24 protein-coding genes are annotated in these 25,681 nt (G+C 70.9%); 12 read left to right on the top strand and 12 right to left on the bottom strand.

Annotated features, from left to right (window positions below; genetic code table 11):
- Nucleotides 1–139 precede the first annotated feature (139 nt).
- From ACFW3L_RS25100 to pdhA, 3 genes are read right to left on the bottom strand one after another with little or no spacing between them, the layout of a single operon-like run.
- Nucleotides 140–1,534, bottom strand: a complete 1,395-nt coding sequence (locus tag ACFW3L_RS25100) for a dihydrolipoamide acetyltransferase family protein (protein ID WP_378747213.1) — start codon at nucleotides 1,532–1,534, stop codon at nucleotides 140–142.
- Between the two features lie 19 nt (nucleotides 1,535–1,553).
- Nucleotides 1,554–2,534, bottom strand: a complete 981-nt coding sequence (locus ACFW3L_RS25105) for an alpha-ketoacid dehydrogenase subunit beta (protein WP_378747220.1) — start codon at nucleotides 2,532–2,534, stop codon at nucleotides 1,554–1,556.
- Between the two features lie 3 nt (nucleotides 2,535–2,537).
- A complete protein-coding gene (gene pdhA / locus ACFW3L_RS25110; protein WP_378747224.1) occupies nucleotides 2,538–3,653 on the bottom strand; it encodes a pyruvate dehydrogenase (acetyl-transferring) E1 component subunit alpha in 1,116 nt (371 codons plus the stop codon).
- A 403-nt stretch (nucleotides 3,654–4,056) separates the two neighbouring features.
- Between pdhA and ACFW3L_RS25115 the strand changes: the two genes are divergently transcribed.
- Nucleotides 4,057–5,184 (top strand): CPBP family intramembrane glutamic endopeptidase, encoded by a 1,128-nt coding sequence (locus ACFW3L_RS25115; protein WP_378747229.1) that lies wholly within the window; start codon nucleotides 4,057–4,059, stop codon nucleotides 5,182–5,184.
- A 271-nt stretch (nucleotides 5,185–5,455) separates the two neighbouring features.
- Here ACFW3L_RS25115 and ACFW3L_RS25120 read toward each other — a convergent pair whose 3' ends face one another.
- Nucleotides 5,456–6,091: a sigma-70 family RNA polymerase sigma factor gene (locus ACFW3L_RS25120; protein WP_378747235.1), complete on the bottom strand. Its 636-nt coding sequence runs from the start codon at nucleotides 6,089–6,091 to the stop codon at nucleotides 5,456–5,458.
- Between the two features lie 276 nt (nucleotides 6,092–6,367).
- On the opposite strand from ACFW3L_RS25120, the gene purS reads away from it, so the two are divergent.
- From purS to purL, 5 genes are all read left to right on the top strand, one after another.
- Nucleotides 6,368–6,610 (top strand): phosphoribosylformylglycinamidine synthase subunit PurS, encoded by a 243-nt coding sequence (gene purS / locus ACFW3L_RS25125; protein WP_017546939.1) that lies wholly within the window; start codon nucleotides 6,368–6,370, stop codon nucleotides 6,608–6,610.
- A 223-nt stretch (nucleotides 6,611–6,833) separates the two neighbouring features.
- The gene (locus ACFW3L_RS25130) at nucleotides 6,834–7,313 is read left to right on the top strand and encodes an ATP-binding protein (RefSeq protein ID WP_378747244.1); all 480 of its coding nucleotides are present in this window, start codon (nucleotides 6,834–6,836) and stop codon (nucleotides 7,311–7,313) included.
- Between the two features lie 341 nt (nucleotides 7,314–7,654).
- Nucleotides 7,655–8,344, top strand: coding sequence for a phosphoribosylformylglycinamidine synthase subunit PurQ (gene purQ, locus ACFW3L_RS25135; protein ID WP_017546937.1), 690 nt, complete (start codon nucleotides 7,655–7,657; stop codon nucleotides 8,342–8,344).
- Nucleotides 8,345–8,389: 45 nt separating this feature from the next.
- The gene (locus tag ACFW3L_RS25140) at nucleotides 8,390–8,917 is read left to right on the top strand and encodes a hypothetical protein (RefSeq protein WP_017546936.1); all 528 of its coding nucleotides are present in this window, start codon (nucleotides 8,390–8,392) and stop codon (nucleotides 8,915–8,917) included.
- Between the two features lie 81 nt (nucleotides 8,918–8,998).
- Nucleotides 8,999–11,293 (top strand): phosphoribosylformylglycinamidine synthase subunit PurL, encoded by a 2,295-nt coding sequence (gene purL / locus ACFW3L_RS25145; protein WP_378747254.1) that lies wholly within the window; start codon nucleotides 8,999–9,001, stop codon nucleotides 11,291–11,293.
- A gap of 79 nt (nucleotides 11,294–11,372) precedes the next feature.
- On the opposite strand, the gene ACFW3L_RS25150 is transcribed toward purL, so the two are convergent.
- Nucleotides 11,373–11,882: a hypothetical protein gene (locus ACFW3L_RS25150; protein WP_378747259.1), complete on the bottom strand. Its 510-nt coding sequence runs from the start codon at nucleotides 11,880–11,882 to the stop codon at nucleotides 11,373–11,375.
- 130 nt (nucleotides 11,883–12,012) lie between these two features.
- Here ACFW3L_RS25150 and ACFW3L_RS25155 point away from each other — a divergent pair, with 130 nt between their 5' ends.
- Entirely contained in the window at nucleotides 12,013–12,261 is a 249-nt protein-coding gene (locus tag ACFW3L_RS25155) for a hypothetical protein (RefSeq protein ID WP_026129673.1), read from the top strand.
- 52 nt (nucleotides 12,262–12,313) lie between these two features.
- On the opposite strand, the gene ACFW3L_RS25160 is transcribed toward ACFW3L_RS25155, so the two are convergent.
- From ACFW3L_RS25160 to ACFW3L_RS25185, 6 genes are all read right to left on the bottom strand, one after another.
- Entirely contained in the window at nucleotides 12,314–13,288 is a 975-nt protein-coding gene (locus ACFW3L_RS25160; protein ID WP_017546930.1) for a glycine betaine ABC transporter substrate-binding protein, read from the bottom strand.
- On the bottom strand, nucleotides 13,281–15,239 hold the full coding sequence (locus ACFW3L_RS25165; RefSeq protein ID WP_378747273.1) for an ABC transporter permease: 1,959 nt from the start codon (nucleotides 15,237–15,239) through the stop codon (nucleotides 13,281–13,283). Before ACFW3L_RS25165 ends, ACFW3L_RS25160 begins: the two co-directional genes overlap by 8 nt.
- A gap of 1 nt (nucleotide 15,240) precedes the next feature.
- A complete protein-coding gene (locus ACFW3L_RS25170) occupies nucleotides 15,241–16,407 on the bottom strand; it encodes a glycine betaine/L-proline ABC transporter ATP-binding protein (RefSeq protein WP_378747279.1) in 1,167 nt (388 codons plus the stop codon).
- The gene (locus ACFW3L_RS25175) at nucleotides 16,404–17,987 is read right to left on the bottom strand and encodes a GMC family oxidoreductase (protein ID WP_378747284.1); all 1,584 of its coding nucleotides are present in this window, start codon (nucleotides 17,985–17,987) and stop codon (nucleotides 16,404–16,406) included. Before ACFW3L_RS25175 ends, ACFW3L_RS25170 begins: the two co-directional genes overlap by 4 nt.
- Before the next feature lie 206 nt (nucleotides 17,988–18,193).
- Entirely contained in the window at nucleotides 18,194–19,720 is a 1,527-nt protein-coding gene (locus ACFW3L_RS25180) for an aldehyde dehydrogenase family protein (protein ID WP_378747293.1), read from the bottom strand.
- Nucleotides 19,721–19,995: 275 nt separating this feature from the next.
- Nucleotides 19,996–20,934: an alpha/beta fold hydrolase gene (locus ACFW3L_RS25185; RefSeq protein ID WP_378747301.1), complete on the bottom strand. Its 939-nt coding sequence runs from the start codon at nucleotides 20,932–20,934 to the stop codon at nucleotides 19,996–19,998.
- Between the two features lie 178 nt (nucleotides 20,935–21,112).
- Here ACFW3L_RS25185 and ACFW3L_RS25190 point away from each other — a divergent pair, with 178 nt between their 5' ends.
- From ACFW3L_RS25190 to ACFW3L_RS25205, 4 genes are all read left to right on the top strand, one after another.
- Nucleotides 21,113–22,249 carry a sensor histidine kinase gene (locus ACFW3L_RS25190; protein WP_378747311.1) on the top strand — a complete coding sequence of 379 codons (1,137 nt, stop codon included), beginning with the start codon at nucleotides 21,113–21,115 and terminating at the stop codon, nucleotides 22,247–22,249.
- Nucleotides 22,246–22,899, top strand: coding sequence for a response regulator (locus ACFW3L_RS25195; RefSeq protein ID WP_378747317.1), 654 nt, complete (start codon nucleotides 22,246–22,248; stop codon nucleotides 22,897–22,899). Before ACFW3L_RS25190 ends, ACFW3L_RS25195 begins: the two co-directional genes overlap by 4 nt.
- A gap of 104 nt (nucleotides 22,900–23,003) precedes the next feature.
- Nucleotides 23,004–23,669 (top strand): class II aldolase/adducin family protein, encoded by a 666-nt coding sequence (locus tag ACFW3L_RS25200; protein ID WP_378747321.1) that lies wholly within the window; start codon nucleotides 23,004–23,006, stop codon nucleotides 23,667–23,669.
- 157 nt (nucleotides 23,670–23,826) lie between these two features.
- Nucleotides 23,827–24,228 (top strand): VOC family protein, encoded by a 402-nt coding sequence (locus tag ACFW3L_RS25205; protein ID WP_378747325.1) that lies wholly within the window; start codon nucleotides 23,827–23,829, stop codon nucleotides 24,226–24,228.
- 1 nt (nucleotide 24,229) lies between these two features.
- On the opposite strand, the gene ACFW3L_RS25210 is transcribed toward ACFW3L_RS25205, so the two are convergent.
- Nucleotides 24,230–24,997: an alpha/beta fold hydrolase gene (locus ACFW3L_RS25210; RefSeq protein WP_378747330.1), complete on the bottom strand. Its 768-nt coding sequence runs from the start codon at nucleotides 24,995–24,997 to the stop codon at nucleotides 24,230–24,232.
- A gap of 149 nt (nucleotides 24,998–25,146) precedes the next feature.
- On the opposite strand from ACFW3L_RS25210, the gene ACFW3L_RS25215 reads away from it, so the two are divergent.
- Entirely contained in the window at nucleotides 25,147–25,668 is a 522-nt protein-coding gene (locus ACFW3L_RS25215; RefSeq protein ID WP_378747335.1) for a DinB family protein, read from the top strand.
- Nucleotides 25,669–25,681: the final 13 nt, after the last annotated feature.

Raw genomic sequence — 25,681 nt, forward strand, 5'->3', positions numbered from 1 at the left:
TAAACACTCTCCTTTGGGGGGCCTGCTTTTTTTTTTAAAACCCCCCCCCCCCCCCCCCGGGGGGGGGGGCCCCCCCCCCGGCGGGGGGGGGGGGGGGGGGGGGGCCCCCCCCCCCCCCCCCCGGCCCCTCGAACTTCGACTACCCCCAGGCCAGGGCGGTCAGCTCCGGGTCCTCCAGCGCGGTGCCGACGTCGCGCAGCACCTTGGAGCCCAGTTCACCGTCGACCAGACGGTGGTCGAAGGAGAGCGACAGGGTCGTCACCTTCCGGATCCTCAGCTCGCCCTTGTGGACCCACGGCATGTCGCGGATCTGCCCGAACGCGAGGATGGCGGCCTCACCCGGGTTGATGATCGGCGTACCGGCGTCCACACCGAACACGCCGACGTTGGTGATGGTGATGGTCCCGCCGGACATGTCGGCCGGGGTGGTCTTCCCCGAACGCGCCGTCTCGGTGAGCGCCTTCAGGGACGCCGCCAGCTCCGGGAGGGTCTGGGAGTCGGCGTCCTTGATGTTGGGCACCACCAGACCGCGCTCGGTGGCGGCCGCGATCCCCAGGTTCACGTAGTCCTTGACCACGATCTCCTGGGCCTCCTCGTCCCACGAGGAGTTGACCTCCGGGTGGCGGCGCACCGCCATGAGCAGGGCCTTGGCCACCAGCAGGAGCGGCGACACCCGGACGTCGGCGAAGTCGCGGCGCTCGCGCAGCCGGGACACCGCCTTCATCGTCCTCGTGACGTCCACCTGGAGGAACTCGGTGACGTGCGGCGCCGTGAACGCGCTGTTCACCATGGCGGCGGCGGTGTGCTTGCGCACGCCCTTGATCGGGACGCGCCGCTCACGCGCGGTGCGGTCCGTCGCGGGCGCGGCCTCCGTGACCGTCTCGGCGGCCACCGAAGCGGGCGCGGAGCCGCCCCCGACGGCCGCGTGGACGTCCTCACGGGTCACGATCCCGCCCTTGCCGCTGGGCGCGACCGTGCTGAGGTCCACCCCGAGGTCCTTGGCCAGCTTGCGGACCGGGGGCTTGGCCAGCGGCCGCCCCGGCGCGGGCACGGCCTCGACCGCGGGTGCGGCCTCGGCGGGCCTGGGCACGGGCGGGGACACCGGGCCGGACGGGCTCGGGCGGCGGCGGGCGCGACGCTGGGTGGCGGCGGCCTTCTCCCCGTAGCCCACGAGGGGCTTCTCCCGGGCCTCCTCGGCCTCCCCGGCCTTCTCGGGCCGGGCCGCCCCGGACGTGTCCGGGGCGGCGGCACCGGAACCGCCGGTGCCGTCGTCCACGGTGATGATCACCGAGCCGACCTCCACCGTCTCGCCCTCGGCGGCCAGCAGCTCCCGGACCGTCCCGGAGAACGGGCAGGGAAGCTCCACGACGGCCTTGGCGGTCTCGATCTCACAGATCATCTGACCGTCGGCCACGGTGTCGCCCGGCTTGACGTACCAGGTGAGGAGCTCGGCCTCGACCAGGCCCTCACCGACGTCGGGCAGTGTGAACGCGTGCACGCCGTCGACCGCGGGCGTGCTCTTCTGAATCGCCATGTCTTGCGGTATCCCCGATCTAGTACGCGAACGCCCGGTCAACGCCGTCCAGGACCCGGTCCAGGTCCGGCAGGTAGTGCTCCTCCAGCCTGGACTGCGGGTACGGGGTGTCGAACGCGGCCACGCGGATGACCGGCGACTCCAGGTGGTAGAAGCACTCCTCCGTGACCCGGGCGGCGATCTCCGCGCCGGGGCCGCCGGTGAGGGTCGCCTCGTGCGCCACGACCAGGCGCCCCGTGCGCTTCACCGACGCGGTGATGGTCGGGTAGTCGACCGGCGACAGCGAGCGCACGTCGATGACCTCGATCGAGTGGTCGGTGTCGGCCTCGGCGGCCTGGAGGGCGGTCTTGACCATCGGCCCGTAGGCCAGCAGCGTGCAGTCGGTGCCGGGACGCGCGACGCGCGCCGACCCCAGCGGGGTGACCTCGTGGATGGAGGCCTCCGTGTCGACCTCGGTCTTCTCGTAGTAGCGCCGCTTGGGCTCCAGGAAGATGACCGGGTCGTCGGAGCGGATGGCCTGCTGGATCATCCAGTAGGCGTCCTCCGGGTTGGCGACGGTGACCACGCGCAGCCCCGCGGTGTGCTGGAAGTAGGCCTCGGGGGACTCGCTGTGGTGCTCCACCGCGCCGATGCCGCCACCGTACGGGATGCGCATGACGACGGGCATGGCGAGCTTGCCCGCCGAGCGGCGGCGCATCTTGGCGAGCTGGGTGAAGGTCTGGTTCGCGGCGGGGAAGAAGAAGCCGTCGAACTGGATCTCCACGACGGGGCGGTAGCCGCGCATGGCCATACCGATGGCGGTACCGACGATGCCGGACTCGGCCAACGGGGTGTCGATGACCCGGTCGGCGCCGAAGTCCTTGTACAGGCCGTCGGTGACCCGGAAGACGCCGCCGAGCCTGCCGACGTCCTCGCCCATCATCAGGACCTTGGGGTCGTGCTCCATGGCGGCGCGCAGGCCGGCGTTGATGGCCTTGCCGATAGTGAGGTTGGTTCCCATGGCCTAGCGGCCCCCTTCCGCGCCCGCACCCTCGAAGGAGGACAGGTAGTCGGCGAACTCGGCCCGCTGCTGGTCGATGTGGACGTTGGGTTCGGCGTAGACCTCGTGGAAGATGTCCAGCGGCTCGGGGTCGGGCATGGAGCGGCACTGGGTCCGCACCGTCTCACCGACCCTGTCGGACTCCTCGTCCACGGCGGTGAAGAAGGCCTCGTCCGCGAGGCCGTTGGCCTCCAGGTAGCGGCGCACGCGCAGGATCGGGTCCTTGGCCTTCCACTCGTCGAGCTCGGCCTTGTCCCGGTAGCGGGTGGGGTCGTCGTTGGTGGTGTGGGCGCCCATCCGGTAGGTGAACGCCTCGACCAGCGTGGGGCCGTTGCCGGTCCGCGCGTTGTCCAGGGCGGCGCGGGTGACCGCGAGGCAGGCGAGGACGTCGTTGCCGTCCACACGGACGCCCGGGAAGCCGAAACCGGCCGCGCGCCGGTAGATCGGCACGCGGGACTGGCGCTCCAACGGCTCGGAGATGGCCCACTGGTTGTTCTGGCAGAAGAAGACCACGGGGGCGTTGTTCACCGAGGCGAAGTTGAACGCCTCGTTGGTGTCGCCCTGGCTCGTGGCCCCGTCGCCGAAGTAGGAGATGACGGCGGTGCCGTCCTCACCGACCGCGCCGTCGCGCTGGACGCCCATGGCGTAGCCGGTGGCGTGCAGCGCCTGGCTGCCGATGACGATCGTGTACAGGTGGAAGCCGTGCTCGTGCGGGTCCCAGCCACCGTTGCTCGCGCCGCGGAACATGCTGAGCAGTTCCTTGGGCTGGATACCGCGGCACCAGGCGACGCCGTGCTCGCGGTAGGAGGGAAAGGCCATGTCACGGTCGCGCAGTGCGCGCCCGGAGCCGATCTGCGCGGCTTCCTGACCCAGGAGCGAGACCCACAGGCCCAGTTCGCCCTGGCGCTGGAGGGTGATCGCCTCGCTGTCGACCCGGCGCACCAGCACCAGGTCCCGGTAGAGCGCGCGGATCTCCTCCGCGCTGATGTCCAGGGGGTAGTCGGGGTGCTCGGTCAGCTCCCCTTCCGGTGTCAGGAGCTGAATGAGCTCCGGTTCCTCGTGCGCGGCGATGTGCGACACGTCGCTCCTCGGGTTCTCGGGGCCGACTTCGCGTGGGTGAACGCTGATCGGCCGGATCACGGTCCGTCCACCCGGGGTGTTGGGTGGGTGCGGACAGCCCTCCCCATATCGTGACAGAACTCACTATGGAGAGCGCAAGCCCCCAGCGACACCTTTTCCCCTGTCCGACCCATGATCCCGAACCCTGGCGACAGCGCAACTACCAGGGCTTCCTAGCTTTTACAAGGTCTTCCAACTACTTTGTGGCAACGTGTCCGCGCCCCTACGGACGCCGCTGGTCCGAGGGGCCGTGGCACCGCCGCACGGGATGACAGCTGTCATACGACCGGCCGTGTGATTCGCAGCGAAAACGCGTGATTCCGGAGACTGCCGTGTGCGGGGCGGCCGGGCCTAGGTTCGAACCATGCACCCCGAAGACGACCACACACCGGCGCACCCCGCTCCGGCACCCGCCCCCGCCGCACCCCAGGGGCCCGGCGCACCCCACGGCGTGCCGCCGGGCCCGGCTCCACGACGGCGACGCGGCCCCCGTCCGGTTCCCCCGGGACGGGAGTACCACCGGGTCCTGACCACGGAGAAGCGCCAGGTCTGGCGCGGGATCGCCGCGCTCGCGCTCCTCATGGGCGGGATGGTGGTCCTCAGCTTCGGGTTCGCGATCCTCGGCATGCTCATCGACCTGATCCTCGGCCGGGACAGCCTGCTGACCGGCGGCGACGAGTACACGCCGGTGCTCCACGCCGCGACCCTGCTCGGCCTCGCCCTGCTCCTCCCGTGGAGCATGCTGATCCAGCGGTGGCTGTACGGCGTGCGCGGCGCCTCACTGCACTCCGTGCTGTCGGCCTTCCGCATGGAGGTCTTCGGACGGGCGCTCCTGGTGATCCTGCCGCTCTGGACGGTCTACATGGCCGTCCTCACCGTGATGGGACCGGCCGCCCCCGAGGCGGACTACCCGTTCCGGGACCTCGTCGCGCTCTTCGCCCTCACGCTCCTGCTGGCGCCGATCCAGTCGGCCGGTGAGGAGTACGGGTTCCGTGGCCTGGCCTTCCGGGTGGCCGCGAGCTGGGGCCGGGGGCCGCGCACGGCGCTGGCGCTGGGCGTCGTGGTGTCGAGCCTGCTGTTCATGACGGCGCACCTCGCGCTCGACCCCTGGCTCAACCTGTACTACTTCACGATGGGCGTGGCCCTGAGCCTCGTCACGTGGCGCACGGGGGGTCTGGAGATCGCGGTGGTCATCCACGCGGTGAACAACACGATCGCCTTCCTGCTGTCGACCGTCCTGCGCAGCGACTTCGCCGAGGGGTTCGACCGCTCCTCGGGAGCCGGGTCGGCGGTGATGCTGGTGCCGTGCGTGCTGCTGGTGGCGATCACGGCCGTGGTCTGGTTCCGCACCCGGCGGACGGGGCCGGAGCTGACCCCGGAGGAGCGGGCACCTCACCCCTCGGACGCGGGCGGACCGGCTCCGGGAACGTCGGGAACGGCGGGGGTTCCGGAATCGGGGCGGGCGACGGAGAAAGGTCCCTGGGGCCCCTGAACCGTCCGCTGGCCCGAACACGGAGAATGCACCGGTGCCGACCCCGGGTCGCTGCCGGTGCGTTTTCCGTCAGGGGTCCGGTGGGTGGCCGAAGGCGGACGGTCCCACCCGTTTCCGCGCTTCGCCCAGGTCTGTTCCGTATTCACCGGGAGCACTTCTCGGCGCGTGCTCGAACGCCGTTACCGGGTGTGCCCCACGGCCCCGGCGGCGCAGGCCTCCGGACCTTTTCGGGCCCCGGTTTCCGGCCACGGGCGCGGCCGGAGGCGGACGGTCACTCGGACGCGGTCCGCGCTTCCTGGGCGGGGACCCGCATTCCGCGCTCGCGCCCGTAGTCGGCGAGCATCTCGCGGAGCTGGCGCCGGGCCCGGTGCAGGCGGGACATCACCGTGCCCAGGGGCGTGCCCATGCGCGCGGCGACCTCCTTGTAGGCGTACCCCTCGATGTCCACGAGGTAGATGACCTCCTGGAACTCCTCGGGAAGGCGGGCCAGGGCCTGCTTGATGTCGGAGTCGGGCAGGTGGTCCAGGACCTCGGTCTCGGCCGAGCGCATCCCCGACGAGGTGTGCGTCTCGGCAGCGGCCAGTTGCCAGTCCTTGATCTCGTCAGTGGTCTCCTGGCGCGGTTCCCGCTGCTTCTTGCGATAGCTGTTGATAAAGGTGTTGGTCAGGATCCGGTAAAGCCAGGCCCGCAGGTTGGTTCCGGCACGGAACTGGTGGAAATTCGCGAAGGCCTTGGCGAACGTCTCCTGGACCAGGTCCTCGGCGTCGGCCGGATTGCGCGTCATGCGCAGGGCCGTCGGGTACAGCTGGTCGGCGAACGGTGTCACCGCGGTGGCGAAGTCCAGTGTCTGCGCCTCGTCACGGGCCCCACCGGTCGTGGAGATCTGATCCTTTTCGAGAGTCGTCAAGATTCCCCCTCGGGACGACCGAATGATCACTTCCACCCTGTAAGACGCCGCCACACGCTCCCAATGATGACAGCAATTGTGGTGATACGGGTCACGAACGAGTCGAATCCGTCACCTGTCCCGGCAAGGACCCGGCAAAGGTCCGTGTGGCCCCTGGCCAGGACGCGTGCGCGTCCCCGGGTGTCATACGCTGGCGTCGCCCGCCAGGCGCGTCCGGACGAGGCGCCCTACAGAACGGCGGACCAGTGGCATACCCATTTTTCCTGTGGAGGACCTGTGGCCCGCGTCGTGGTTGACGTCATGCTCAAGCCCGAGATCCTGGACCCGCAGGGCCAGGCCATCGCCGGCGCCTGCCCCCGCCTCGGTTTCGAGGGGATCGAACAGGTCCGCCAGGGCAAGCGCTTCGAGGTCGAGGTCGAGGGCGAGGTGGACGAGGCGAAGCTCGCCGACGTGCGCCGTCTGGCCGAGACCCTGCTCGCCAACACCGTGATCGAGGACTTCGAGGTCCGCCCCGCCTGATCCCGGTTCCCAGGGGCACCGGGGGCCACGGGTTGGGAGCGGCGCACGGCTGGGAAACGGTCGTCGCCAACCGCGTCCCCAGGTCCCCCGAGTGTCGGAAGTGTCCCGGATGTTCAGCCGCGTCCCTTCGAGGGCGCGGCTGTTCGTTTTACCCGCGGCGGCCTCGGGAAGGGTTCCTACCGTGCCGAGCTGGTAACCGACACGGAGCACGAGAGGTACACGGATGGACACCGTTTTCTCGATCTCCCTCCCCAGGCAGGCGTACACGGTCGCCGTCGTACGCGACGTCCTCGGCGCGCTGCTTCGCCGATCGGGCCTGTGCGCCGGGTGTGTCGACGACATACTCCTGGCCGCCTCCGAGGCCTGTTCCAACGCCGTCGAACACGGGGAGACATCCCCCGACTACGAGGTGAGCGTGGAGCTCGCCACCCACTGGTGCGAACTCCAGATCTCCCAGCCCGGGAGGGCCCCTGAGAGCGGGGCGCTCGTCCGGAGATTCGCCTCGGAACACACGCCCCTCCCGGGCCTGACATCGGAATCGGGCAGGGGCATCTCACTGATGCGGTACCTCATGGACGAGGTCGACCTGCGTCCCGAACCCCACACCACTGTCATCCTGCGCAAACGCGTCACCACCTGCGACCCCGCCCATCGGGGGGCCTCGGAACGGGGCCAGCCCTCGACGCGCTTCGCGCTCCTGTAGACCGACCCCGGACCCGGGTCCCCGCCCGTCCCCGCGCGCCGTCCGCGCGGGACGCGGCGTGCGCGGGGGTTACCCCCGCCCAGTGACGTACGCCTCGCGGACTGTCGAGTCGCACACCCGCACCCCCTCCAGACGGGCCTTCCTTGGGAGGATCACACAGGACGAACCCCCTCGAAGGGGGTGAGGGTCGTACCCGAGCACAGGTGAGCGGGTACGCTGCGGATGTGGGGCGTGTTCCGTGGAATCCTCCGCGCTCGCGTCGCCAGGCTGTCTTCCGCCGTCCCGGCGACGGGCCAGCCGCCGACTCCTCCCCGTCGAACAAACAAACTCGGAGTGTGCTCATGACAGCCCGTGTGGGCGTCGTCACCTTCCCAGGCTCCCTTGACGACAAGGACGCCGCTCGCGCGGTCTCCCTGGCGGGTGCCGAACCCGTCGCGCTCTGGCACGCGGACCCCGACCTCAAGGGGGTCGACGCGGTGGTCCTGCCCGGCGGCTTCTCCTACGGGGACTACCTCCGCTGCGGCGCCATCGCCCGGTTCGCCCCGCTGATGTCCGAGCTGGTCCCGGCGGCGCGTTCGGGCGCCCTGCCGGTCCTGGGCATCTGCAACGGCTTCCAGATCCTCTGCGAGAGCCACCTGCTCCCCGGTGCCCTCACCCGCAACTCCTCGCTGCGGTTCGTCAACCGCGACCAGGTCCTGCGGATGGAGAACACCCGGACCGCGTGGACCAACGGCTACGACGAGGGCCAGGAGATCCTCGTCGTCCTCAAGAGCGGCGAGGGAAGCTACGTCGCCGACGAGGAGACCCTGGACCAGCTGGAGTCCGAGGGCCGGGTCGTCGCCCGCTACGTCGGGGGCAACCCCAACGGTTCGCGGCGCGACATCGCGGGCGTCACCAACGCACACGGCAACGTGGTCGGGCTGATGCCGCACCCCGAGCACGCGGTCGAGGCGCTGACCGGACCCTCCACCGAGGGGCTGGGCTTCTTCACCTCGATCCTCGGCCACCTGGCCGCCCCGGCCCAGGCCTGACCCACCACCGAACCGACGCACCCCGACAGGGAGACGATCCTCGCGATGATGGCGCTGCTGCGCTCCCGGAGACTGCTGTACGTACTCGTGGGGCTGGTCGTGGTCGGCCTCGTGGTCTCCGGGGCCATCGGCCTCTTCCAGTCGTTCAACTCGCCCCCGGTGGTCTCCCCGGGTGCCGGCCAGGAGCAGCAGGCCCCCGGGCAGCAGGGCGAGCAGGGCTCTCCCCCGCCGGAGGTCGGTGCGCTGGGCAGCCCGCCGTCCGGGTTCACCTACGTCGACCAGGACGAGGCCCACTGCTCCCAGGGGCAGTGCTTCCGCCTCATCGTGATCGCGGGTGAGGAGGGCGAGGAGTTCGACGGCGAGTCCCAGGAGGCGGTCCGTGCGGTGTACGAGCACCTGCTCGCCAACGGCTGGCGCCAGGAGCTCCCGCAGGGCGTCGAGTCCGAGGACGACGTCGACCTCGTGGACACCGTGCTCTCCGACGACACGACCCTGGTCGCGAACTCCACCGGCGCCGACCCCGACGCCCAGCCGCTGCTGATGCTCGGCAACGCGGGCACGCCCGCAGACTGATCCGGTGCCGGGCGGCGGACACAGCCAAGGCTCGGCCTCCACCCTCCGCGCAACCCCGCGACACCCGAACGGAAGCACCGCATGTCTGAAGCACCCGGTCTCGACACCGTCGCCACCGCGACAGCCAGTCCGGACACTCCGCAGCCGTACGCCGAACTGGGCATGCCCAGGGACGAGTACGACCGGGTCCGCGAGATCCTGGGCCGCCGCCCCACCGCCGCCGAGCTGGCCATCTACTCGGTGATGTGGAGCGAGCACTGCTCCTACAAGTCCTCCAAGGTGCACCTGCGCCAGTTCGGTGAGAAGGCCCCGGAGAACGACGCCCTGCTCGTGGGCATGGGCGAGAACGCGGGGGTCGTGGACGTCGGCGACGGCAACGCGGTCACGTTCAAGATCGAGTCGCACAACAGCCCCTCCTTCGTCGAGCCCCACCAGGGCGCGGCCACCGGTGTGGGCGGCATCGTCCGCGACATCCTCACCATGGGCGCCCGCCCCGTGGCCGTGATGGACGCCCTGCGCTTCGGCCCCGCCGACGCCGACGACACCAAGCGGATGCTGCCCGGCGTGACCTCCGGCATCTCCTTCTACGGCAACTGCCTCGGTCTGCCCAACATCGGCGGCGAGATCGGCTTCGACCGCAGCTACCTCGGCAACCCGCTGGTGAACGCCCTGTGCGTGGGCGTGCTCAAACACGAGGACATCAAGCTCGCCCAGGCGCCCGGTCCGGGCAACAAGGTGGTCCTGTTCGGTTCCACCACCGGCCCCGACGGCATCGGCGGCGCCTCGGTGCTGGCCAGCGCCTCCTTCGACGAGGAACTGGAGTCCAAGCGGCCCAGCGTCCAGGTCGGCGACCCGTTCATGGAGAAGCTCCTCATCGAGTGCAGCCTGGAGCTGTACGCCCAGGACATGGTCGTCGGCATCCAGGACCTCGGCGCCGCGGGTGTCTCCTGTGCCACCACCGAGCTCGCCGCTGGCGGCACCGGCGGCATGAACATCCAGCTGGACCGGGTACCGCTGCGCGACCACCGGCTCACGCCTGAGGAGATCCTCATGAGCGAGTCGCAGGAGCGCATGATGGCGATCGTCGAGCCCGCCAAGATGCCCGACTTCCTCGCGGTCTGCGACAAGTGGGGCATCCTCGCCGCCGAGATCGGCGAGGTCACCGAGGTCACCCCCGAGGAGGCCGAGCGCGGCGGCCGCCTGGTGATGACCTGGCACGGCGAGACCGTCGTGGACATGCCGCCCCGGACCGCCTCCGACGAGGGCCCGGTCTACCAGCGCCCCTTCGCCCGCCCGGAGAGCCAGGACGCCCTCCAGGCCGACGACGCCGCGAAGCTGCCCCGCCCCGAGGGCGACGCCGAACTCCGCGAGCAGCTCCTGCGGGTGCTGGGCGCGCCGGGCGTGTGCGACCCGACCTGGGTCACCCAGCAGTACGACAGCTACGTGCGCGGCGACACCGTGGTGTCCACCCCGCACGACTCCGGCATGATCCGGATCTCCGACGACTCCGACCGCGGCGTGGCTCTGGCCACCGACGGCAACGGCCGGTACACTCTCCTGGACCCCTACGTCGGCACCCAGCTGGCCTACGCGGAGGCCTTCCGGAACGTCTCCGCCACGGGCGCGCGCCCGCTGGCGGTGACCAACTGCCTCAACTTCGGTTCGCCGGAGGACTCCGGGGTCATGTGGCAGTTCGCGGAGACCACGCGCGGCCTGGCGGACGCCTGCCAGCAGCTGGGCACCCCGGTGACCGGCGGCAACGTCAGTTTCTACAACCAGACCGGTGACGTGGCGATCAACCCGACCCCGGTGATCGGTGTGCTCGGGGTGATCGACGACGTCAACGCCCGGCTGCGCTCCGGGTTCGACACCGACGGCGCCCGCGTGTTCCTGCTGGGTGAGACCCGCGCCGAGTTCGGCGGGTCCGCCTGGGCCGACGTCGTCCACGATCACCTGGGCGGGCTGCCGCCGCAGGTGGACCTGCCCGCCGAGGCGGCCCTCGGTGAGGTGCTGGCCTCCTCCGCCGAGCAGGGCCTGGCCGCGGCGGCGCACGACCTCTCGGACGGCGGTCTGGCCGTCGCCCTCGCGGAGGCCGCCCTGCGCGGCCGCAGGGGTCTGCGGGTCGAGGTGGACGGCGACGCCTTCACTTCCCTGTTCAGCGAGTCCGCCGCCCGCGCGATCGTCGCCGTGAAGCCGGGCCGGGAGGAGGCCTTCGTGGCCCTGGCCGCCCAGCACGGCGTTCCCGTCACGCAGATCGGCACCGTCGGCGGCGAGAGCCTGTCGGTGAGCCACCCGGGCGGCGTGGTGGAGATCGGCCTGGACGAGCTCCGCGCCACCTACGAGGAGACCCTGCCCACCCTGATGAACGGCGTGTAGGCACCCGAGACGACGAGGGGGCACTCCCGTGTGGGAGTGCCCCCTCCGCGTTCCGGAAGGCGCGCGAGCCCGGGAGTCCTCAGAGCCTCCCGGTCCCGCAGTCGACGTAGTCGACGACGCTCTCCTCGTAGGCCTCGTGGCTGTCGAGGGTCCCCGCGAACTCGTCCATGTAGTCCTCGACGAACTCCTCGGCCTCGACGGCCTCGCCGCACCAGGTGACCTCGTTCTGGCGCATGGTGCCCCCCAGGGCACCGTCGATCCGGTTCAGGTTGAGCGAGGTGTCCCACGTGTCCTTGTCGAGTTCGACGGCGTACCCGTCGCCCTCTTCGTGGACGACCCCGGCGTCGAACAGCACCTCCCTGGTGGGACCCGTGTTCGCGATGACCTCGTGGGAGTCGCCCTCGGTGAACATGCGATCCAGGGTGCGCACCCGCACCTCACGTTCCACCCAGAACACCGGGATGTGGGACGCGGTCTCCTCGGCCTCCGCTTCGGCTTCGGTGTCGGGGGTGGAACAGCCGGTCAGGAGCAGGACGAGCGGCAGGGCGACGACCAGGAAGGCGGGCACGCGGCCCTCACGGTGGGACAACCTTCTCCTTCGGACGACGGGGCGGAGTCCTCCGCCCATTCTCCCGGTCTCGGGACCCGTCGGGACGGCACCCCGAAACGTGCGTCCGGCTCCACTGGGGTAGGACTGTTCACAGGGAGGTGTCAACGACATGGAACGTGCCAGACGCGGCAGGTTGAAGGGGGCCCTGGGGACCCACGACCGCCCGGCGAGCGCGCTGGGCTTCCGGCTGGTCCTGGCGGTGTTCGGGGCGCTGGTCCTGCTCCTCGGAACGGCGGCGGCCATCGTGCTGACCCACCAGGCCTGGCTCGTGGTCGTCCTCGGGGTCGGGTTCGTCGCCGCGTGCGTGAACGTCTACTGGGTGAGCCGCCGACTCCGCTACGAGCGGCCCGGCCACTGAGCGCGCGGTGAACGCGAAGGAGCGGGGCCCTCCCGGACCCCGCCCCCTCCGGTCACCCGCGGTTCTCGTAACCCTCGGGCAGCCACTTCTCCCACACGTCACGGTTCGCGTTGACCCAGATCTCGGCCGCCTCGGGCGGGGAGATCCCCTGGTCGGCGATCATCTGCGCGACCTCGTTCTGCTGGGAGTTGGTCCACTTCCAGTTGTGGAGGAAGCGGTACGCGTAGTCGTCCTCCTCCACGAAACCGGTCCTGAAGATCTTGTTCAGGTCGTAGACCGGGTAGTCGCAGGGAACGTCGTCCAGGTTGGCGTCACAACCCTCGTGGTAGTCGGGGAAGTCGACCTTGACCAGGTCCACCTCCTCCTGGAACCACTGCGGGTCGTAGAAGTAGAAGAGCACCGGCTCCTGGTTGGCGTACCTGCGCCGCACCTCGGTGATCTGCGCCGCCTCCGACCCGGCGTAGACGATCTCCAGGTCCAGGTCGAAGGCGTTGATCATCCCCTGGTCCTGGCTGACGAACCCGGGAGCCCCCGCCAGGAACTCGCCCCGCTCGCCCGTCTGCGCCGTACGGAACAGGTCGGTGTTGGCCTTCAGTCCCTCCAGGGTGGTGATCTCCGGGATCTCCTCCGCCAGGTAGGCGGGGACGTACCAGCCGATCACGCCCTCGTTGCCGTTGGGGCCGCCGTCCACGGCCGTGCCGTTGCCGTCGGGACCATAGAGCTCGAACAGGTCCTCGTGACCCCAGTTCTCCACGATCACGTCCATGACGCCCTGGTCGAGGGCCTGCCACGAGGGCTGCTCGTCCACGCGGACGAGCTGGACCTCGTAGCCCATCTCCTCGCGCAGGATGTTGGCCAGCACCTCGGCGCTCGCCTCGTAGCCCACCCAGCCGTTCACGGCGATCCGCACGGTGTTCGGGTCGCGGGCGATCTGGTCGGTGCGCACCGCGCAGGAGCTCACCATCACCAGGGCCAGCCCCGCCGCGAACAGCCGGAGCAGGGCACTCCTCCTCAGAAACCTAGGCACGGGGTGCCCTCCTTCCCTGCGTCACCCGGTCCAGGAACAGACCCAGGGACACGATCGCCAGACCCGAGGCGATACCCAGCCCCAGTTCGTTCTGGGCCAGGCCGAGCACCACGTCGTTGCCGAGCGCGCCCGCGCCGACCAGCGCGCCCATGACCACCATGGACAGCACCAGGATGATGCCCTGGTTGACCGCCAGCAGAAGGGAGCCGCGCGCCATGGGCAGCTCCACCTTCGTGAGCAGCTGCCACTTCGTCGAACCCTGCGACGTCGCTGCCTCGACGGTGCCCACTGGCACCCCTCGGATGCCGTCGTTCACCAGCCGGATCACCGGCGGCAGGGCGAAGATGACCGCGGCCGCCAGGGCGGGGACGGGCCCCAGCCCGAGCAGCGCCACCGCCGGGATCAGGTACACGAACGGTGGCAGGGTCTGCATGAAGTCGAGCACCGGCCGGAGCACCAGGGCGAACACGTCGCTGCGTGACATCAGGACGCCGACGACCACGCCCAGCGCGATGGTGACCACCGTGGCCACCAGCACCTGGGAGAGCGTGTCCATGGCGTTGTCCCACACGCCCAGCAGCCCGATCGCCAGGAAGCACAGGGCGGAGACCAGCGCGACCCGCTTCCCGGCGAAGATCAGCCCGAACGCGGCGGCGGCGAGCGTCACCAGCCACCACGGCGATCCGCTCAGCAGGTTGTCGAGCGGGCCCAGGATCCAGCTCTGCGTCCAGGATCCCAGTGCGGCGGCGGCCGGACCGATCGCGGACTCGATCGCCTTGTCGGCGGCGTTGACCGGGATGTCGAGCCGGATCGACAGGTCGCGCGGCCAGCCGCCCAGTCCGAAGAGGCGCCCCACGGCGGCGGCCGCGACCGCGACCGCGAGCATCCCGCCGAGGAGGGGCATCCTGTACCGTGGCTCGATCCTCGGGGTGTGCGCTCCGTGGCCGACCGCGCCGGTGACGCGGTCCATCGCGATCGCCAGCATGACGATCGCCAGGCCCGCCTGGAACGCCTGGCCCACGTTGATCTTGGACAGGGCCTGGTAGATGGCGTCACCGAGGCCGCCCGCGCCGATCACCGACGCGATCACGACCATGGAGACCGCGAGCATGATGGTCTGGTTGACGCCCAGCAGGATGGTGCGCTTGGCCAGCGGAAGCTGCACCTTGGTGAGGATCTGGCCCGGGGTGGAGCCCAGCGAGGCGGCCGCCTCGATCGCGCCCTTGTTCACCTCGCGGATGCCCAGCGCGGTGATCCGCACGACCGGCGGGAGCGCGTAGACGGCCGTCACGACGGCGGCCGACGCGTTCCCGATGCCGAAGAGCAGCACGAACGGCAGCAGGTAGGCGAAGGCCGGCATGATCTGCATGAAGTCCAGCACCGGGCGGATGGCCCGGTAGAAGCCCTCGCTCCGCCCGGCGAGGATGCCGAGCGGGATGCCGAACAGCAGGGCGATGAACACCGAGGTGATGATGAGCGACAGCGTCGTCATCGACTCGTTCCACAGCCCCGTCAGCGCGAACACCGCGAAGGTCGCCAGGACCAGCAGGGCCACCCGCCACCCGGCGACCCGCCAGGAGGCGACCACCCCGATGACGGTCACGCCGAGCCAGGTGAGCCCGTTCAGGAACTGGTTGATCAGCACGACGGCCGACCCCAGCCCCACCGAGATGTAGTTGAAGAAGTAGAGGAACAGCGGGCTGTCGTTGCGGTTCGCGACGATCCAGGCGTAGACCCCGTCGAGCCAGGCCATGAAACCGTTGCCGATGGCACCGGGGAAGCCGCTGGCCCAGGGGGGCGAGCCCGCCAGACGGGTCAGCTGGTAGCCGACGACGAGGACCACGACCACCAGCAGGGCCTGGAACCAGCTCCTGCGCAGGAGGCCTTCGTCACCCCCCGCGCCACGCGTGCCGGAGTCCGTGGCTCCGGCGGGTTCGGTCACCGTGGCCATGTCACCCACCGTTCCCCGTCGCGTCGGCGCCGCCGTGGTCGACGGCGTCGTCGGAGATCTCCTCCACCGCCTCCTCGACCATCGCGTCGACCTGTTCGGCGCCCTCCAACTGGTCCTCGGCGATGGCGCGCAGCACGTCGTCGCGGCCCACGTAGCCGAGGAGGGTGTCGCCCTCCACGACCCGGACCGGCGCGGTGCTCGCGGCGAGCATCGGCAGGACCTCCGCGAGGACGGTGCCGGGTTCGGTGGTCGGGCCGTCGGTGCGCTCGTCCGGGTAGGCGTCGCGGACCAGCCACCGGGCGGTGAGCACGGTGGTGCGGGCGACGTCGGAGGTGAAGTCCGCGACGTAGGAGTTGACCGGCCGACCGACGACCTCCTCCGGGGTGCCCACCTGGACGAGCTCGCCGTCGCGCATGATCGCGATGCGGTCGCCCAGCTTGAGGGCCTCCTGGAGGTCGTGGGTGATGAAGACCGAGGTCTTGTTCAGCTCCTGCTGGAGCCGGATGACCTCGTTCTGCATGTCGCGGCGGATGAGCGGGTCCAGGGCGCTGAACGGCTCGTCGAACAGCAGCACCTGCGGGTCGACGGCCAGGGCGCGGGCCAGGCCCACGCGCTGCTGCATGCCGCCGGAGAGCTCGCCGGGGCGGGACCTCTCGTACCCGGACAGCCCCACCATCTCGATCATCTCCTGGGCCCGTTCGTAGCGTTCGGCGCGCGGCATCCCGCGCACCTCCAGGCCGTAGGCGACGTTGTCGATGATCCTGCGGTTCGGCAGCAGGCCGAAGTGCTGGAAGACCATCGCCATCTTGTGGCGGCGCAGCTCGCGCAGGCGCTGTTCGGTGGCGTCCCCGATGTCCTCGCCGTCGAGCAGGACCGACCCCGAGGTGGGCTCGATCAGGCGGGTGAGGCAGCGGATGAGCGTCGACTTGCCGGACCCGGACAGGCCCATGACCACGAACGTCTCGCCGGGGCGCACGTCGAAGGACACGTCGCGCACCGCGACGGTGCAGCCGGTCTCCTCCTTGATGCGGTCGCGGTCGGCCCGCTCCAGTTCGGTGCCGATGACGTCGTCGGCGTTCTTCCCGAAGATCTTCCACAGGTTGCGGACGGAGAAGGTGACGTCGGTGGGGCCGGTCGCGGGGGCCGCTTCGGCGGCCGGGGCGCTCATCGGGCCTCCCCCTCGGTGGCGGCCCGATCCTCGCGGATGAGGTCGGCGGCGCGCTCACCGAGGGCGAGCACCATCACCATAGGGTTGGGGGTGGGCAGGGTCGGGAACACCGAAGCGTCCGCGACCCGCAGGCCGCGCAGCCCGCGCACCCTCAGGCGGGGGTCGACCACGGCGTGCTCGTCGTCGGCGGCGCCCATCCGGCACGTGCCCGCCGGGTGGTACACGGTGTGCGCGGCGCGACGGCCGTACTCGGACAGCTCCTCGTCCGTCCGGACCTGCGGGCCGGGGGCGACCTCGCGCTTGATCCAGGAGCGGAACGGCTCGGTCGCGGCGACGTCGCGGGCGATCTTCAGCCCGTCCACGATGGTCTTCTCGTCGTACCCGTCGGGGTCGGTGAAGTACCGGAAGTCCAGGGCGGGCTTGGCGTCCGGGTCGGCGCTGGTGAGGTAGAGCTTGCCGCGCGAGCGCGAGCGCGGGATGTTCGGGGTCATGCAGACCGCCCAGCCGTCCTCGGGCGAGTCGTAGCCCAGCCGCTTCGTGTTGTCGTCGAAGGGGATCTGGTAGATGTGGAACATCAGGTCGGGGCGGGGATCCTCGTCGCCGCCGTCCCCCCGCCGCACGAACAGCGCCGCGTCGGAGTGCATCACGGTGTTCTCGGGGACCCGCTTCGTGGTCTCCCACATGATGATCGACTCCGGGTGGTCCTGGAGGTTCTCCCCCACGCCGGGCAGGTGGTGCCGGCTCTCGATGCCGAGCGCGCCCAGTTCCTCGGCGTTCCCGACACCGGACAGCATGAGCAGGCGGGGGCTGTCCACGGCGCCCGCCGCGACGATGACCTCCTGTCGGGCGTTGACGGTGATCCGCTCGCCGTCCTTCGTGGTGGCGCTGACGCCGGTGGCGCGGTCCCCGTCGAACAGGACCCTGCCGACCCACGTCTCCAGGAGCACGGTGAGGTTCTCCCGCACGTCCATGACGGGGTGCAGGTAGGCCACCGAGGCCGAGGAACGGTAGCCGGTGTAGGGGTCGTAGGCGATGGACAGGAACCCGGCGCCGTCGGAGAAGCCGCCGCCGTGGGAGGTCAGGGCGTTGAAGTCCTCGACGACCGGGACGTCCGCCGCCTGGGAGGCCGAGGACACCCAGTCCTTGACCATCGTGTTCCGGTCCTTCTCCGCGATGGGGACGATGTTGCACTTGATGCGGTCGGCGTAGGACTGCACGGTGGCGTTGTCCCAGCCCTCGGCGCCCGCCGCCACCCAGTCGTCCAGGTCCTGGGCGAAGGGCCGGAAGCTGATGAGCGTGTTGTGCGAGGAGCAGCCGCCCAGCACCCGGGCGCGCGAGTGCAGGATGTGCGAGTTGCCGTGGGGCTGCTCGGTGGTGGTGTACCCGTAGTCGAGTTCACTGTCGAGGACGCTCAGCCAGTCGCGGAGCCGGAGCACGTGCTCCAGGTCGCGGTCGTCCGGCCCGCCCTCGATGACGCAGACGGTGGTGCCGGGGTCCTCGGTGAGCCGGTTGGCGATCACCGACCCCGCTGTTCCTCCGCCGACGATGACGTAGTCGTAGGTGGTTTCGTTCGTGGACACGGGCCGAATCCTCTCGTTCGTGTGGCTCAGGGGGATGCCGGGGGAAACCGACCTGTGTGTACTCGGTCTGGCATGTGCTCGCGGTGCCACGGCGTTCGCGGCACTGGGTGAGGAGGGCACCCGCCGACACGGAGGACGGAACCGCGTCGGCGGGTGGCCTGCGGGTCCGGGCGTTCCCGACGCCCGGACCCCGGGGAACGGTGCGCCTAGCCGAACCAGCGCTGGGGCTCGGGCGACAGGTTCCGGTAGACGTGCTTGGCCTCGCGGTACTCGTCGAGTCCGGCCAGGCCGAGCTCGCGGCCGACGCCGCTGCGGCCGAAGCCGCCCCACTCGGCGCCGGGGAAGTAGGGGCCGTAGTCGTTGATCCACACCGTGCCGTGGCGCAGGGCCGCGGCCACGCGCTCGCCACGGGCGGTGTCGTCGGTCCACACGCCGCCGGAGAGCCCGTAGTCGGTGTCGTTGCCGAGCTCGATCGCCTGGGCCTCGGTCTCGAACCGCTCGACGGTCACGACGGGGCCGAACACCTCGGTCTGGACGATGTCCATGGAGCGGTCGCAGTCCACGAAAACGGTGGGCCGGTAGAAGTAGCCGTCCCGGAGGTCGGCGTCCTCGGGGCGCCGGCCGCCCGCGATGATCCGGGCGCCCTCCTCGACGCCGCGCGCCACGGCCTTCTCGACCTTCGCGCGGTGCTCGGCGGAGACCAGGGGGCCACAGCGCACGCCCTCGTTCTGGCCCCGGCCGATGCGGATGGCCTCGGCCCGGCGGGCGAGTTCGGTGGTGAAGGCGTCGTGGATGTCGTTGTGCACGATGAGCCGCGCACCGGCCGAGCACACCTGGCCGGAGTGGAAGAACGCGGCGCTGAGCGCGTAGTCCACGGCGGTGTCCAGGTCGACGTCGGGGAAGATGATGTTGGGGTTCTTGCCGCCCAGTTCCAGGGCGATCTTCTTGACCGTCTCGGCGGCCGACGCCATGATCCGGCGCCCGGTGACGAGGCCTCCGGTGAAGGAGACGAGGTCGACGTCGGGGTGTTCGGAGAGGGGGGCTCCGGCGTCGGGGCCGCTGCCCAGGACGAGGTTGACCACACCGGCGGGGACGCCCGCCTCGGTGGTGAGCTCGACCAGCTTGGCGGTGGTCACCGGGGTGACCTCGCTGGGCTTGACGACCATGGTGTTGCCCGCCGCGATGGCCGGGGCCATCTTCCAGGCGAGCTGGAGCAGCGGGTAGTTCCAGGGCGTGATCATGCCGCAGACGCCGACGGGCTCGTACACGACCTTGCTGTGGACGCCCTCGGGGGCGGACACGAGGCGTCCCGCGTCCTTGTCGGCGAGCCCGGCGTAGTAGCGGAAGACGTTGGTGACGTCGTCGACGTCGATCCCGCCCTCCTCGATGGTCTTGCCGGTGTCCAGCGACTCCATGACCGCGATCTCCTCGCGGTCGCGCTGGAGCAGGTCGGCGATCCGTTCGAGGACGCGGCCCCGCTCGTCGGCGGAGGTGCGGCGCCACTCGCCGTGGTCGAAGGCGCGTCGCGCGGCGGCGATGGCGGCTTCGGTGTCGTCCCTGCCGCCCTCGCTGACGATGGTCAGCACGGAGGCGTCGGCCGGGTCCAGGATCTCCCGGACGCGTCCGTTGCGGGCCGCTCTCCACTCGCCGTCGATGTACAGGCTGGTGGCGGAGGACGCTCCGGGTTCGGACAGGTACGGCACGGTCGGCAGGGTTACATGGGTCTGGTTCACGGACCCTCTCTGCCCAGGATCGCTAGTCACAAACAGCCTCGTCTCGTAGGTCACATACGCCACAACGTTCCCATAACCCCCACTGATCAGGGCAGACAGCGCGTCACGGGACGTCTCGGCCGTGGCTCATATCACCAGCCCACCTGGACAGACCTATGCCCCGGCCCTCCCCTCGGACGGGTGGACACACCACCCTGGGGAAGACCGGGACGAGTTCTTTGACGTGCGTTTGTGTGGAACTCGGATGGTTCCGGACGTTCGGCGCGGGGCCGGGTTCAGGCGGCGGCCTCGTCGGTCACGCGGAGGATGGCCTCGACCGCGACGTCGGGCTGGTCCACGTGGATGTAGTGCCCGCTCTCCTCGGCGGTGCTGAGCCGGCTGCGGTCGGAGAGCGCCAGCCACTGCTCCTGGCCCTCGGTCCACACCCGCTCCAGGTCGTCGCCGTACTCCGCGATCTCACCGAGGTAGCGGACCCCGTGCTGGATGACCTCCACCGGGATGTCACCGGCCGGGCGGACCTCCGGGTCGCTGTCGATCACGATGCCCTCCGGGTTCTCACCCTGGAAGATGGCCAGGTTCTGCGCCCGCACCTCGGCGCCCTCCCCGGTGGCCGACTCCGGGATCACGCCGGTGATGTCGTCGATCATCGTCGGGGACGTGGCGTCCAGCAGCACCAGCCCGCTGACGCGGTCCTGGTGGTCGGGGGCGTAGCGCCCGGCGATCAGGCCGCCCAGTGAGTGACCGGCCAGGACCACGGGACCGTCACCGGCGACGTCCTCCAGGACGGCGGTCAGCGTCACCCCGGCGTCGTCGATGCTCTGCTGCCCCTCGGGCTGGTCGCTCTCCCCCTCGCCGAGCCGGTCGTAGGTGCAGACCCGCTCGTCCTCGGCCAGGGTCTCCTGCACGTCGGCCAGGGTGTCCAGGCCGTCACCCATCCCGGCCATCAGCACGATGACCGGCCTGCCGTCCGAGGGCGTGCCGGAGCAGGAGACCTGGACGGAGGCGCCGTCGACGTCCAGCGTCTTGGTCCCGGTGAACAGCTGCCCCTCGGTGAGCACCTCGTTGGCGGCGTCCTCCAGGTCCGACTGCACCTCGTCGGCGGCCGACCCCAGTTCGGTGCCCACCTCGGAGAGCACGCCGCACCCGACCAGACCGGGGACCGCCGCGGCGCAGCACAGGGCGGTCAGGGCGGTCGTCCGGAAGGAGCGGAACATGGGGTGCCTCCAGGCAGCGGGTCCGGCCGCGCGGTGCGGCCGGAAGGGGACGTCGGTATGAGGAGAACGCTACGGAAACCGGGGCTCCGGGTCGTCACCGCTGAGTGGACACCCGCACGTAGCTCGCATGGGGGACAAAGGGCGCGTCGCCGTGGCTCCGCGCGACTACACTGCGTCCGTGACCTGGTTCCGACGTCTCCCCCTCCTGTGGCGGCGGCTCGACGTCACCGTTCGAGACCTGCCCCTGGCACTCCTCCTCCTGTCCGTCTCCTGCGTCCCCGACCTGCACGGATACGGCACCCAGGTCGGCGGTGTGCCGGACCGCCCCCTCGACGCCCTGGGCGTGGTCGCGCTCGCCCTCCAGTGCCTGCCCCTGGCCGGTCGACGGCGGTGGCCCGCGCTGACCCTGGCTCTGGTGGCGGTCGGCTTCGCCCTCGACCAGCTGAGCGGCTACCACCTGATCGCCGGGACCGCGATGCCCATCGCGCTCATGAGCGCGGGCGTCCACCTCGACCGGTACCGGCGCACCACCCTGCTGGCGGGCACGGTGGGGTTCGTGGCGCTGGCCTTGGCCCTGACCCGGCTGGGCGAGGGGGAGACCCCGGCCGAGTGGGTCATCTTCTACTTCGCGCACGGCCTGGCCTGGGGGATCGGCTCGTGGGTGCGGTCGACCCGGGTGGCCGAGGCCGAGCGGCGCCGCCGTCTCGCGGCCGACACCCTGGCCGCCGAACGCGCCCGCATCGCGCGGGAACTCCACGACGTCGTCACTCACCACGTCACCGCGATGGTCGTGCAGACCGAGGCCGCGCGCTACCTGACCGCCGCGCCCGAACACCTCGACCGGACCCTGGGCACGGTCACCGACACCGGCCGCCAGGCCATCACCGACCTGCGGCAGCTCCTGGACGTGCTCGACCCCGCCAACCCCGCGCCCGCCAACGACGAAGGGATGCTCGACGTGGTGGAACGGACCCGCCGGGCCGGGCAGCCCGTGGTGTTCAGCGAGGAGGGCGCCCCGGCCGAGACCGGGAACGGCGCCGAACTCGTCGCGCACCGGGTCGTGCGCGAGGCGCTGACCAACGCCCTCAAGTACGCGCACGGGAGCCCCACCACGGTGCGCGTGCGTCACCGTCCCGAGGAGATCACAGTGAACGTCGACACCGAGCGCCCCGGACCCCCCGGGGTCTCCCCCGGCGGCAGCGGACGGGGCCTGGTCGGGCTGCGCGAGCGCGTCGAGGTCATGGGCGGCGAGTTCTCCGCCGGACCCCGCGGTGAGGGGTTCACCGTGCACGCCCGCATCCCCGCGCGGCCATGAGCATCCGGGTGCTGGTCTGCGACGACCAGGTGCTGATCCGCACGGGGCTGGTGACGATCATCGGCGTGCAGCCGGACATGGAGGTCGTCGGTGAGTGCGGTGACGGCCGCGCCGCCGTGGAGCTCGCGGGGCGCCTGCGGCCGGACGTCGTGGTGATGGACGTGCGGATGCCCGAGCTCGACGGGATCGAGGCGACCCGGCTGCTGGCCGGATCGGAGGTGGAGCACCCGGTGAAGGTCCTGGTGGTCACCACCTTCAGCCTCGACGAGTACGTCTACGAGGCGCTGCGCGCGGGCGCGAGCGGGTTCCTGCTCAAGGACGCTCCCCCGGACCAGCTGCTGCACGGCATCCGCACCGTGGCCTCCGGCGCCGCGCTGCTGGACCCCGAGGTCACCCGCCAGCTGGTGGGCCGCTTCGCCGCCCGGATCCGGCCCACCCACGCCCCCGAGACGGACCTCCCCCTCACCCCCCGCGAACGGGAGGTGCTGGGGCTGATCGCCAACGGGCTCTCCAACGGCGAGATCGCCACGAGCCTGTTCATCAGCCAGGAGACCGTGAAGACGTTCGTCTCGCGCATCCTGACCAAGCTCGACCTGCGCGACCGCGTCCAGGCGGTGGTGTACGCCTACCGGCACGGCCTGGTGGCGTAGGCGGGGAAGACATATCGGACGCCATCACGTACATTAGGTGTACCTAAGTCGGTTGGTCCGAGTCCCCCCGGGGACCGCTGACCGCACACCCCACCGAGGATCGTATGCAGCTGGAACAGGAACGTCGCGACGTCTGCCTGACCGCCCGCGCCATCGCCCAGCACCCCGGGACGGCGCCCGGCGAGGCCGGGACCGTCAGTGTCCGCAGCGGCGACCTGGTGGTCGTCACCCCGCACGGGGTGCCCCTGGACCAGATCCAGCCGATCGACTGCCCGGTGATGTCGCTGGACGACCGGATGCTGGAGGGTCGGCGCGACCCCGCCGCCGAGACCACGCTCCACATGGCGGTGCACCGCCACGCCGCCGAACAGGGCCGGGAGGCCCTCGCCGTGGTCAACGCGTTCACCGCGGACACCGTCGCGGTCTCCTCGGTGTTCCCCGAGCTTCCCCCGATCCACCACCGCGCCGCCGGTCTGGGCGGCGCCGTCAGCGTGACCCCGTACATGCCCTACGGCACCGGCGACATCGCCGACCAGGCGGTCAAGGCCCTCAAGGGCCGCGACGCCGCCCTGCTCGCCAACCACGGCGGACTGGCCCTCGGGCGCGGCCTGGAGCAGGCCCTGGCGAACTTCCGGCTGCTCGACTGGCTCTGTGCCGCCTACCTGCGCGCCCGCCAGGTCGGAGAGCCCCGCGTCCTGAGCGAGGACGAGCTCGCCGAGGCCCGCCAGCGCGACACCCACGGCTGGGCGGGCCCCGACCCCTTCCTGTAGGCCACCGGGCGTCGTCGAGCTGCTCGTCGGGCTGGGGAGGGGCGACACGGGTGGCCGGATCCGGCCATGCGTCATCCGGGTACGGATACTCAGGTGTACGGCATGCTCGGACCCGAGAATGGTGCCGACCACCCAGCCCGCACGGCAGGAGGCCCCCATGCGCTGTAGCTACATCCGGCTCCTCGTGAACGACTACGAGGCCTGCTTCCGTTTCTACGCCGACGTCCTCAAGCTCCCCGTCCTGTGGGGCGACGAGGTGAGCCGCTACGCCGAGTTCGACGTGCGCTCCGGGACGCGACTGGCCCTCAACCAGCGCGAGGTGATGGCCGAGGCCCTGGAGACGGACACCGCCGATCCCGCCCTCCCCCACCAGGACCGGCTCGCGGTGATCTTCGAGGTGGACGACGTGGACGAGACGGCCGCCGGACTGGTGGCGAGCGGCGCCCGCCTCGTGATGGAGCCCCGCGACTGGACGGCGTGGGGCATCCGCGCCGCGCACTTCCGCGACCCGGACGGCTACCTGCTGGAGGTCAACAGCCCCCTGGTCCCGCTGGTCTGACTCAGGCCGCGACGTGCTCCGCGAGCAGTCGGTTGACCCGGTCGGCGCGTTCCACACCGAGCAGGTGCGCGGCGCCGGGGACCACCTCGAACCGCGCCTGGGAGATCCCGTCGGCCAGGCGCCGCCCGTGCCCCGGGGGCAGCAGGGGATCGTGCGCGGCGGAGGCGACCAGGGTCGGCACACGCACGCCGGAGACCAGGTTGCGCTGGTCCATGGCGGCCAGGGCGTCGCAGATCGAGGCGTAGGCGTGCGGGTCGACGGAGCCGAAGTCCTCCGTGAACCGGGCCGCCACCTCCGGGCGGTCGTCGGTCAGGTCGGGGGTGAACCAGGGCAGGACCACCTCGGCGGTCACCGCGTCCATGCCGCCCTCGCGGACCTCGGAGGCGATCCGGTCCCAGCGGTGCGTGGGCGGGGTCCGGGACGTTCCGGCCAGGAGCACCAGCCGCTCCAGCGTGCGCGGTGAGTTGGCGGCGATCCACAGCAGGAGGGCGCCGCCGAGGCCGCCGCCGACCGCCGAGACCCGCGTGAACCCCCGGTCCTCCAGGAGTCCGAGGACGTCCAGCGCCAGGTCCTCGACCGTGTAGGGGCCCTCGGGCGCCGGTGAGAAGCCGTGGCCCCGGTGGTTGATCCGCAGCACCTGGCGGTTCCGGGTGAGCTCGGGCATCTGGGGTTCCCAGACCGACATCTTCGTACCGAACGGCGGAACGAGGAGCACGACGGGCGCGTGCCTGGGGCCGTCGAGCCGGTACTGGAGCGGAATCAGGGCCATGGAACCTCCGGGTCGCCAGACCGCCAGGCTATCCGCAGAGCTTTCAAGGAAGCCAGAAAACCCGGTCATGCCCGGTACATGGAGGACAGTGGATGACCGCCTCGCTCCCTAGGGTCGAGACATCCGAACGGACCGACGTAGGAGTTTCCATGGGCGCGACGAACAACCAGGTCAACGCCGAGCGTGAGTCGCTGCTGACCTTCCTGGCCCAGCAGCGCGCGTTCCTGCTCACCACCCTCCGGGGGTTGGACCAGGAGGAGGCCACCCGGCGCACCACCAGGAGCGAGCTGTGTCTGGCCGGGATCGTCAAGCACGTGACCCAGATGGAGGAGGGGTGGGTCAGGTTCATCGAGGAGGGCCCGCAGGAGGTCGACTACGAGTCCCAGGAGACCCTGGACCATCACGAGAACAGCTTCCGGCTGATCGGTGAGGAGACCCTGGAGGGGACGCTCGCCGCCTACGAGCGGCAGGCCGAGGCGACCGACGCGTACGTCCGCGGCCTGCCGGACCTGGAGGTCAGCCAGAAGCTCCCGGCCGCGCCGTGGTTCCCGGAGGACACGTCCTGGACCGCCCGTGACGTGGTCATCCACCTGATCCGCGAGACCGCGCAGCACTGCGGGCACGCCGACATCATCCGGGAGTCCCTCGACGGCCAGAAGACGATGGGCTGACCGACACCACCCT

The sequence above is a fragment of the Nocardiopsis sp. NPDC058789 genome (assembly GCF_042745575.1).
Lineage (GTDB): Bacteria > Actinomycetota > Actinomycetes > Streptosporangiales > Streptosporangiaceae > Nocardiopsis > Nocardiopsis eucommiae.